The organism is Nocardia pseudovaccinii NBRC 100343 (genome assembly GCF_001613225.1).
In the GTDB taxonomy this organism is placed as follows: Bacteria; Actinomycetota; Actinomycetes; order Mycobacteriales; family Mycobacteriaceae; genus Nocardia; species Nocardia pseudovaccinii.
Window position 1 is genome coordinate 18,649 of the sequence record NZ_BDBY01000223.1, and the last position, 10,611, is coordinate 29,259.

9 protein-coding genes are annotated in these 10,611 nt (G+C 66.4%); 6 read left to right on the plus strand and 3 right to left on the minus strand.

Annotation, left to right across the window (positions count from 1 at the left end):
* Nucleotides 1–26 precede the first annotated feature (26 nt).
* From NP3_RS28385 to NP3_RS28405, 5 genes are all read left to right on the plus strand, one after another.
* Nucleotides 27–743, plus strand: a complete 717-nt coding sequence (locus NP3_RS28385; RefSeq protein WP_063044666.1) for a response regulator transcription factor — start codon at nt 27–29, stop codon at nt 741–743.
* Between the two features lie 79 nt (nt 744–822).
* Nucleotides 823–2,322, plus strand: a complete 1,500-nt coding sequence (locus tag NP3_RS28390) for a sensor histidine kinase (RefSeq protein ID WP_063044667.1) — start codon at nt 823–825, stop codon at nt 2,320–2,322.
* Nucleotides 2,323–2,570: 248 nt separating this feature from the next.
* Complete coding sequence (locus tag NP3_RS28395) at nt 2,571–3,779, plus strand: RNA-guided endonuclease InsQ/TnpB family protein (RefSeq protein ID WP_063044668.1); 1,209 nt, start codon at nt 2,571–2,573, stop codon at nt 3,777–3,779.
* A gap of 91 nt (nt 3,780–3,870) precedes the next feature.
* The gene (locus NP3_RS28400) at nt 3,871–4,248 is read left to right on the plus strand and encodes a GMC oxidoreductase (RefSeq protein ID WP_063044669.1); all 378 of its coding nucleotides are present in this window, start codon (nt 3,871–3,873) and stop codon (nt 4,246–4,248) included.
* Nucleotides 4,249–4,343: 95 nt separating this feature from the next.
* Entirely contained in the window at nt 4,344–4,739 is a 396-nt protein-coding gene (locus tag NP3_RS28405) for a DUF1801 domain-containing protein (protein ID WP_063044670.1), read from the plus strand.
* 34 nt (nt 4,740–4,773) lie between these two features.
* On the opposite strand, the gene NP3_RS28410 is transcribed toward NP3_RS28405, so the two are convergent.
* Nucleotides 4,774–5,475: an NAD(P)-dependent oxidoreductase gene (locus tag NP3_RS28410; protein ID WP_063044671.1), complete on the minus strand. Its 702-nt coding sequence runs from the start codon at nt 5,473–5,475 to the stop codon at nt 4,774–4,776.
* Nucleotides 5,476–5,573: 98 nt separating this feature from the next.
* On the opposite strand from NP3_RS28410, the gene NP3_RS28415 reads away from it, so the two are divergent.
* Complete coding sequence (locus NP3_RS28415; protein ID WP_245721148.1) at nt 5,574–6,290, plus strand: TetR/AcrR family transcriptional regulator; 717 nt, start codon at nt 5,574–5,576, stop codon at nt 6,288–6,290.
* Between the two features lie 313 nt (nt 6,291–6,603).
* On the opposite strand, the gene NP3_RS28420 is transcribed toward NP3_RS28415, so the two are convergent.
* Together NP3_RS28420 and NP3_RS28425 are read right to left on the minus strand one after the other, a co-directional pair.
* Nucleotides 6,604–7,851, minus strand: a complete 1,248-nt coding sequence (locus tag NP3_RS28420) for a serine hydrolase domain-containing protein (protein WP_063044673.1) — start codon at nt 7,849–7,851, stop codon at nt 6,604–6,606.
* 342 nt (nt 7,852–8,193) lie between these two features.
* A partial coding sequence (locus NP3_RS28425; protein ID WP_063044674.1) for a polynucleotide kinase-phosphatase occupies nt 8,194–10,611 on the minus strand: 2,418 nt, incomplete at its 5' end.

Sequence of the window (10,611 nt, forward strand, 5' to 3'; positions counted from 1 at the left end):
GTGCAGGTGCGGCATAGTGTGTAGGCGTGCCCGACCGTGACACGTCACCGGCCGCGACCGTTCTCGTGGTCGACGACGAGCCCAACATTCTGGACCTGCTTTCCGCCGCGCTGCGGATGAGCGGATTCGACGTGCATACCGCCGCGAGCGGGTACGCGGCGCTGGCCGAGGCGTCGGCGCATCCACCGGACATCGTGGTGCTGGACGTCATGCTGCCGGATCTGGACGGCTACGCGGTGGCGCGGCGGCTGCGGGAGTCCGACAGCCAGGTGCCGGTGCTGTTCCTGACCTCCCGGGACGCGGTCGAGGATCGGATCGCCGGTCTGGCCGCCGGTGGCGACGACTATGTGACCAAGCCGTTCAGCATCGAGGAGGTCCTGCTGCGGTTGCGGGCGATCCTGCGGCGCACACGTGGCCCCGAGTCCGGCGACGATCGGCTGCTCAAATATGCCGACCTGGAACTGGACATCGATGCGCACGCGGCATACCGGGCGGGCACCGAGATCTGGCTGTCGGCAACCGAATTCAGCCTGCTGCAGTATCTGGTGGTCAATGCCGAGAAGGTGGTCAGCAAGCAGCAGATCATCGATCGGGTGTGGAGTGCGGAGACCGGGCGCGACGGGCGGGTCGTGGAGACCTTCATCAGCCAGCTCCGGCGCAAGGTCGATGCCCGGAATCCGCCGCTGATCCACACGATTCGCGGTGTCGGATATACCCTGCGCCTCGGCGGCGGACGTCCGTGAGTGAACGCAGCGAGCGAACAATCAACACAGCCGGGCATCGCTCGGTCATGGCGGAGCCGAGCGCTGGCGAGGCCCAGTCATGAACGGGCGCCGGGTGTGGAATCGGGCTCGCCGGTTGACCTTACGCACCCGGCTGCTGCTGGCCCTGGTAGCGATCGCCGGTATCGGAATGGCCGCCTTCGGGCTGCTCAGCGTGACCATGTTGGATCGGGCGCTGCTCGATCGGGTGGACGACCAGCTGAATCGCGTTGCCAGCGATATGACTTCGACCAAGCGGCCACCGCCGCCCCCGCCGTCCGGCCCGCCGGAGTACGAGCAGTTGCCTTCGGACTTCCGGCTCATGTTCTTCGATGTCGGCGGGCATCAGATCGGCAAGCTCGGCGCACCGGCCCAGGTGAGCACCGTGCCCGCGCTGCCCGCGATGGACGCGGCATCGGTGCGCGCCCGCCCGAATACCGCGTTCACGGTCGGCGACCAGAAGAGCGATATCCGTTGGCGGGTGCGCACCGTCGTGCAGCCCGCGACCGAATGGCAGCCCGACGGCGGCACCGTCGCGATCGCGATGTCGCTGGCGACCACCGAGGCGACCACCGGCAACCTGCGCGCGATCGAGTTGGCGGCGGGTGCGACGCTGCTGCTCGCCATCTGCGTGATCGCGGCGGTCCTGGTGCGCATCGGCCTGCGACCGCTGACCCGCATCGAGCACACGGCCGAGGCGATCGCCGCCGGGGATCTGGATCGCCGTGTCGCACAGACCGATCCGCATACCGAAGTCGGTCGGCTGGGCACCGCGTTCAATGTGATGGTCGCCCGGCTGTCCACGGCACTGCGCCAGCTCGCCGATTCCGAGCAGCGGATGCGGGCATTCATCGCCGATGCCTCCCATGAACTGCGCACCCCACTGACCTCCGTGCGCGGCTACGCCGAGCTGTATCGGCGCGGCGGTGCGTCCGACGAGGTGGGCGTGCGCGAGATGATGAGCCGGATCGAGGGCGAGGCGATCCGGATGGGGGTGCTCGTCGACGACCTGTTGCTGCTGGCCAAATCCGATCAGGAACGGGCGCTGGATCTGGCGGAGCTCGATCTGGTGGTGCTCGCGATGGAAGTGGTGCGCGATGCCGCTACCCGAGCCCCGGATCGGGACATCGGTCTGGAGAGTTCGGCGGATCCGGTTCGGGTGGTCGGTGACGAGCACCGATTGCGGCAGGTCGTGACCAATCTGGTCAATAACGCGCTGGTGCATACGCCATCCGAGGCGTCGATCACCGTCACGGTCGGGATCAGAGCCGCGGCCGCGCTGACCGATCCGGTCGCCGCCGAAGCCGGTGCGGTACTGCCCGACGTGTTCGAGTTCGCGGTACTCGATGTGCACGACGACGGACCCGGCATCGCCCCGGAGAACGCCCCGCGCATCTTCGATCGTTTCTACCGGGCCGCGGAATCGCGTTCCCGCACCGGCGGTTCGGGGCTCGGACTCGCCATCGCCGATGCGATCCTCGGCGCGCACGGCGCCCGGATCCAGCTGTTGCGCACGCCCGGCGCGGGTGCGACTTTCCGGATCCTTTTCGCCGTTTCCTGATCGTCGGCGGATTGGGCACGCGTTGGTAAGTTAATTGTCATTCTGTCCTCTGGGTAGGAGGACGATATCGTCGGCTCTCGCCGAGCGTACGGCGCTCGGCCTCATCGAATGGCTGTACCGCGGCGATGTCTGGTTTGCGCTGTGGGTGGAAAGCGCTTCAGGTTCACGCCCCGTCTTATCCCGGAGCCGAAATTGATTCTGACGCTGATTGTTCACTGTTCATGACCTGACTTGTTAGTGTGTGAGTCATGGGGGAGAGGTTGGTGAAGCGGGCGTACAAGTGCCGCTTCTATCCGACCGAGCAGCAGCAGCGGGAGCTTGTGCGCACGTTCGGATGTGTCCGTTTGGTCTACAACAAGGTTTTGGAAGCCAGGACTACCGCGTGGTACATCGAGCGTCGTCGTGTCAACTACAACGAAACCTCCGCGATGCTGACCGCGTGGAAGAAGATCGATGAGCTGAAGTTTTTGGGGGAGGTGTCGTCGGTGCCGTTGCGGCAGACGCTGCGGCACTTGCAGCGTGCGTTCGCCAACTTCTTCGATAAGCGGGCGCGTTACCCGCGTTTCAAGTCGCCGAAGAGGTCTCGCTCGTCGGCGGAGTACACGCGGTCGGCGTTCACTTTCCGTGACGGGGAACTCACCCTCGCGAAGATGGCCGAGCCATTGAATATCGTGTGGTCTCGGCCGTTGCCCGAGGGTGCGCAACCGTCCACGGTCACAGTGTCGTGTGACAGCGCGGGCCGCTGGTTCGTGTCCATGCTCACCGAGACCGCGGTCACCGACCACCCGCACACCGATAGCGTTGTTGGTGTGGATGCCGGGATCACTTCGCTGCTGACGTTGTCGACCGGTGAGAAGATCACCAATCCCAGACAACTACGGCGAGAACAGGCGCGACTGGTGAAAGCTCAACGCGCCCTTGCCCGCAAGACCAAGGGGTCGGTCAACCGGGATAAGGCTCGCCGGAAGGTGGCGCGTCTCCACGCTCGTATCACCGACCGCCGCACAGACTATCTGCACAAACTGAGTACTCGGCTCGTTCGTGAGAACCAAACGATCGTGATCGAGGACCTATACGTGGCGGGGATGCTTCGCAATCACTGTCTGGCGCGTGCGATCTCCGATGCCTCGTGGTCGCAGTTGCGTTCCATGCTGGAATACAAGGCCGCCTGGTACGGGCGTGAGGTGATCGCCGTGGACCGGTGGTTCCCGTCGAGCAAGACCTGCTCGGCGTGTGGGTCGGTGAACGATGCTATGGGGTTGGAGGTGCGGGAATGGGTGTGCCGTTGCGGTGTGACCCATGATCGTGACGTCAACGCTGCGAGGAATATTTTGGCCGCCGGGCTGGCGGTCGCTGCCTGTGGAGGTGGTGTAAGACCACCCCGGCAGTCGTCGGTGTGGCAGTCGCCGGTGAAGCAGGAAACCCGACCTGTGAAGGTCGGAATCCCGCACCAATAGATGTGGGGGAAGAAGCCAATTGTGACACCTTCGTGTCATCACTCGCGACCACGGCATCCGCTACCGCCTGTCCGGATAAGACAAAGCACACATGCATGCCGGAATCTCCTGTGCGGCAAAGATTTTGGGAACCACGGGTGCCCTCCGCATTTTCTCCGGGCACCAGTCGGGTCCGGTCTACGAACCCGGTACCGCGGGCTTACACGACGCCTTCGTCGCCGAATGCCTGCGTGCCGGTTACGATCCCGGTCGCTGCGCGATGGGTGCACTGCACATCATGGGTTCGGCACGCATGGACGGCTCGCGCGCGGATTCGGCCACCGATCCGGACGGCGTGGTCTGGGATGTGCCGAATGTCGTTGTCGCCGATGCCTCCTGCTTCCCGACCTCGTCGGGGGTGAACCCGATGGTCAGTATCGAAGCCATCGCTCATATGAATGCCTTGCGTCTGGCCGCGCGACTGACCTGAGCCTGCCCGGCGGGTCCGCGTGCCAAGCGCCGGTCGATCGTCGGATCGGCAGAAATCGCGCTTGATCAGGAACGGATTGTGCTTGGATCGGTCGCATGTCCTATCCGAAGGACCCGCGCGTCGACGCCTACATCGACCCACTGCCCGAGTGGCAGCAGGCCATCTGTCATGAGGTACGCGAGCTGGCGCACGCCGCCGATCCCGAGGCCGTCGAGACCATCAAACGCATCGTCCAGCCGTACTTCGTGCTGGACGGAAATATCTATGCTCTCCTTGCGGCCAAGACCCACGTGAATGTATTCCTCTACGACGGCGGCATCGTTCCGGATCCCGAAGGCATCATCACCGGCGGCCACGAGAACGAGACGGGGCGCACCGTGGCCATCTATGAAGCCGAAAAGTTCAACGCACCAGCCCTTCTCGCGATGTTCGAGCAGATAACCGCCAACAACCGTGCCAGTGGCTGGCGCAAGCTGAAACATGAGAGCTGAACTCCCGCACCGCAGTTGGTGCGGGAGTATCCCGTCAGTAGCCGATTGTGAAGCGGCGCTGGATGAATCGCGGTAATTCGGCTTCGTCGAGCAGCGCTACCGCGGCGTCCTCGATGGAAATGCGGCTCTGGCCATCGATATCGCGGACCGGCTGGTCGCCGCCGACGCGGTAGCGGCCGGTGCGTTCGCCGGGGGCGATCAGTTCGGCCGGGCTGAGGTAGGTCCAGAGCCGATTCGAGGTGCGCAGGATATCGAGGGCGGCGCGATGGCCGCGCACCGCGGCGGCGTACTCGCGGGGGAGGCCGAGTCCTTCGAGGGTATCGGCGAGGCGCTGGTCGTCATCCGCGGTGACTCGGCCGGGCTCGTACTCCAGACTCCCCGCGCCGCCGACGACGATCAGTCGTGTACGCGGGTGCGTGTGCAGCGCTTCGAGCAGTGCGCGAGCGGCACTGGCGTAGACCGTCGGATCGGCGATGGAGCGCGCGACGGTGTCATCGAAATCCGCTGCCGCATTTCCCGGTTGGTAGCAGCTGATCAGTACGTCCATGCCGGGGAGGGCCGCGGCAATGGCCGCGCTGTCGAAGATGTCGAGGCTGCGCCAGGTGACGTTCGGCTGGCTGGTGGTGATCTGGTCTGCGTCCCTGGTGAACGCCGTGACGTGGTGGCCGCGGGCGACGGCCTCGGTCAGTACCCGCTGGCCGATATTGCCGGTCGCGCCGACGATTCCGATGAACATGGTTCTCCTCGAACTGAGTGATACGGCGTGTAGAAACTATACGCCGTGAAATAATTATGCAATGTCAAGTTTTCTCACACCGCTGTAGAGTGGCCGCTGTGGGCACTGCGACGCCGAGCAGGCGGGAGTTACGACGCTCCGAGACGACCGCGGAGATCAAGCAGGTCGCGCTCCGGTTGATGGCCGAGGGCGGACCGGGCGCAATCACGCTGCGGGCGATCGCGCGCGAAATGGGCATGACCGCGAACGCCGTCTACAGCTACTTCCCGACCCGCGATGATCTGATCACCGCGCTGATCAACGACGTGTACTCCGAACTCGCCGATGCGGTCGAGGCGGCCCGCGATGCCTGTCCCGCAACCGATGCCTCTGGCCGAATCATCGCGTGGGCCTGCGCATTTCGCGATTGGGCATTGGCGAATCCGGCCGGGTTCCGCCTCATCTACGGCGATCCGGTGCCCAACTACGAGCCGCCCGAGGGGGGCGCGGCCCCGGACGCGGAACACCGAGTGTGCGCCGGTCTGACCGGTTTGGCCGCAGGCGCGTGGCCGCACGCCGAAAACCTGTACGCGGACAACGGTTTCGAGTGGTCGGACTTCGAGCCGAAACTCGTCGAGGAGGTCAAGGCGGAGTTCCCAGGCCTACCGCCCGCCGCGGTCGCGATCGCCCTGCGCATCTGGGGCCACCTGCACGGCCTTGTCTCCCTGGAAATCCTCGGCCACCTGCGCTCCCAGACGACCGATCCGGAAAAACTGTACCGCAACGAGATTCGCCATCTCGTCCGTTCGCTGGGCCTCGAGCCACCCGAGCGCTGAGGCCGGTTGTGGGCACGCGGCTTCGCCCGGTCCCGAGCCTGAGGGCGTGCGCGGGGATTCGGACTGATCACCCGCACTCGCTGTTGCCGTCCACTGTGTCGGCAATCGGATCGCCGATGGCCGCGTGGACCCGCGGTCTTGCACCCGGCGTGGAGGCCGCGGACTGATCGCCTCGGCCGACGGTGCTGTATCAGCTGGCGGCGCGAGTGCCGTCCAGCGTGTCGACGGCCTGATCGCCGATACCCGTGTGGACCCGCGGTCTTGCACCCGGCGTGGAGGCCGCGGACTGATCGCCTCGGCCGACGGTGTCGTATCAGCTCGCGGCGCGTGTGCTTTCTAGCGTGTCGGCAGCCGAATCGCCGATGGTCGCGCGAGCGGCGCGTTCGGTGAGGGCGGCGAGGAAGGGGAGGCGGGCGTCGCCGAGGGACATGGCGTGGTTGCCCAGGTGGTTGGTGACGAAGCCGATGCCGAGGCCGAGGCCGGGATTGGCGATACCGCCGGAGCCGCCGATGCCGAAGTGGCCGAGGGCCTGGCGGGTGAGGCGGGTGAGGCGGGTGCCGACGATGGCGCGGTGGTAGCCGAGCGCGAAATGCGGTGGGGCGCCGAGGACGTAGTCGTAGCGGCTGTTCGGCGGCATTTCCGCGATGCGGTGCGTGGTTTCGGGACGGAGCAGTCGGCGGTGGCCGACCAAGCCGTCGTTGCCGATCGCGCCGTACATCTTGGCGATGGCTCGGGCGGTGAAAACGCCGTTCCACCCGGGCATCATCGCATCGTAGGGGCGCATGCCGAGGGTCATATCGGCCCAACCGTCGTAGACCGCGCTGCGGGCGGAATTCATCACCTTCACCGAGGCGAAGGGTGCGATGAGAGTGTCGAACGGGACCCTGGCGATGCCGAGACGGGGCGAGAGCCGGGCCAGCCGCTGTCGCTGGTTGTCGGGTACACCGAACCAGAAATCGTTGTCGCCCAGTGGCTCTCGGAGTTCACTGCGCACGAGGTCGGTGAAGTCGCGGCCGGTGGCGCGCTGCGCGATCTCCGCGACCAGGGTGCCGAAGGTCAGGCCGTGATATCCGGAAGCCCGCAGCCGCAATGGATCCGGCGCGGATGCGGCCATCGCGGCGGCCACGGCATCGTGGTCGAGCAGATCGTCCGAATCGGCGACCAGATCGCGGGTGCGCTGCAATCCGGCGCGGTGATTGAGCACGTCGCGAATCGTGATGGCGCTCTTGCCCTGCGCCGCGAATTCCGGCCAGTAGTCCGCCACCGGCGTGTCCAACTCGAGCACGCCGCGCTCGATCAGCCGATGCGCGACCGTCGCGGTGACACCCTTACCGGTCGAATATGACAGTGCCATGGAATCGGCCCGCCACCGCCGGTCGCTATCGGCCCACCCTGCCCAGATATCGAGGACCGGCTCTCCGTGGAGGTACACCGCCAGCGCGCCGCCGCCCTGGCTCTTACGCCGGAACATCGCGAAGAACTTGGCCGCGACGGCGGTGAATCGGTCGTCGACCAGCATGTGGCCGGGCACGCCCGGGCCATCGGTGCTCGCAGCTGGCATGGTCAGACTCCTTTGTCTGTCAGGTAACGCCAACGGGCTGCTGCTAACAGTTGCAAGCGGCCTGCTAACTTACTGTAACCAGCGTTTCTGGATAGACGCAATGGTGCGTACCGGTGGTCGGAATAGCGCACGGCCCGATGAGGTCGGGCTGCCGCGCGGAATCCGGTTGAATTCGGTGAGTCCGGGCTGGATCTCGGAGACCCTCACCGCGCTCGGGCGTGACGGTTCTGCGGGCACTCCGGTCGCCGATGTGGTCCGGGCCGCTATGTGGAGTTCATCGAAGGGTCCGCCCACGGCCGGGTGGTCGAGCGATGGTCAGGTACCGGCCGCGGGCGTGACCCTTCAGAGGCGCGGGTCGACCGGCTCCGACTCCAGGGCGAGGACCGCGAACACCGCTTCGTGCACGCGCCACAGCGGTTCGCCTGCGACGAAACGATCCAGCGCTTCCAGGCCCAGTGCGTACTCGCGCAGCGCCATCGAGCGCTTGCGGCCCAGACCTCGGGTGCGCAACCTGCGTAGGTTGTCCTCGCGCAGGTACTCCGGACCGTAGATGATCCGGAGGTATTCGGGGCCGCGGCATTTCACGCCCGGCTGGACCAGGTGGTCGCCTTCGCTGCGGACCATCGCGTCGTACGGCTTCACCACCATGCCCTCGCCGCCCGCCGTGGTCAGCTCGGTCCACCAGCTGGTTGCGGCGGCTTCGCTGTCCGGGTCGGTCAGATCGACGATCCTTCGGCCGGTCGGGGTGAACAGGTCGGCGTCCGCGGCGACCAGCCGGTCGATCGTCGACAGATGCCAATCATGGTCGCGCACTGCGTAATTGATGCCCGCACCGGCCAGGATCTGGAACGGCGCGATCCGTAGACCGGCCAGGCCGTCCACCGGCCAGCAGTACCGGCCGTAGGCGGTGGTGAAGGCCATCGCGTCGGTCTCGCGTGCGGCGGTGCGTTCCGCGAGATCGGTGACATCCAAGCCGCGGGCCGCGACGGCAGTCAGCAGATCGGTCGCGGTGCCGAGTGCGGCACGGGCCGCCGTACCGACAGCGGCATACTGATTGCGCAGCAGGCCAACGGCCTTGGCCGACCACGGCATCAGTTCGGCATCGAGCAGCAGCCATTCGGTATTCAGTTCCTCGAACAGGCCCGCTGTCTCGGCCGCGGCCCGCACCCGGGCGAGCAGCTCCTCGGTCTGCGCGGCATCGTCGAAGAACGGACGCCCGGTGCGGGTGTAGAGCGCACCGGTGCTGCCGTCGTCGACGCCGAACCGATCGGCCGCGGCCTGCGCCGAGCGTGTCACGAGGACGATTGCGCGCGAGCCCATGTGCTTCTCCTCGCACACCACGCGTCGCACACCCTCGGACCGGTAGTAGTCGAAGGCCTCGGCGGGATGCTCGAGGTGGCCGTCCAGCTGGGTGGTGGCACACGGCGCCATGGTCGGCGGCAGGTACACCAGCCAGCGCGGATCGATGGCGAAGCGGCTCATCACTTCCAGTGCGGCCCCGGCGTTTTCCTCCTGCACGCCGACTCGGCCGTGCTGACGGGTCTCCACTACACGGCGGCCCATCACATCGTCGAGATCGAGCACGCCGGGATCGCGGTGCGTTACGCCGCCGGGGATCGCCATTGTGGTGGCCTGAAGCGGTCGCACCGGCTCGTACCAAACCCGTTCGGCCGGAACCGAAACCGGCACGCGCTCCGGATAGCGCAGGGCCGAGAGCTCGCCGCCGAAGACGACAGCGGTGTCCAGGCAGAGTGTGTTGTTCACCCAGCGCAGATCCGTCACCGGCGTGTGGCCGTACAGCACAGTGGCGCGGCCGCGGTAATCCTCGGCCCACGGATAACGCACCGGCAGACCGTATTCATCTGTCTCCCCAGTGGATTCGCCGTACATCGCGAAGGCGCGTACCCGGCCCGACGCACGGCCGTGATACTCCTCCTTGAGCCCCGCGTGCGCGACTACGAGGCGGCCGCCGTCGAGCACGTAGTGGCTGATCAGTCCGCGACAGAAGTCCAGCGCCGCCTTGCGGAAATCCTCGTCCTCGGTCTCCAATTGCGCCAGCGATTCCGCGAGGCCGTGTGCGATACGCACCTTCTTGCCGTCGAGTGCGCGCACCAGCTTGTTCTCGTGATTTCCGGTGACACACAACGCCGTTCCCGCGCGCACCATCCCCATGACGAGGCGGAGCACACCCGGGGTATCCGGTCCGCGATCGACCAGATCGCCGACGAACACCGCGGTGCGCCCGGCCGGGTGACTTCCGCCGACAGCCCGGCCCGCGTCGTCGCGCGCCAGTTCGTAGCCGAGTTCGCCGAGCAGTGTCTCCAATTCGGCGCGGCAGCCGTGCACGTCGCCGATCACATCGAACGGTCCGGTGAGTTCACGCTTATCGTTCCAGGCCTTTTCGTCGACAATGGTCGCCGACTCGATCTCCTCGACGCCGCGCAGTATGTACACCTTCCGGAAGCCCTCGCGTTCCAGACCGCGCAGGCCGCGGCGCAGTTCGCGCTGCTGCCGGGACACCACGTGCCTGGCCAGGTGCGCCCGGTCGGGACGTTGCGTATTGCGCTCGAAGCACACGTCATCGGACACGTCGAGCACGATCGCCACCGGCAGCACGTCATGGGCTCGCGCGACCGCGATCAGTTCCTGACGCGCCTTGGGCTGCACATTGGTGGCGTCGACGACGGTGCGCAGGCCGCGTCGCAGCCGGATACCGGCGATGTGGTGCAGCAGTGCGAAAGCGTCCGGCGTCGACGACTG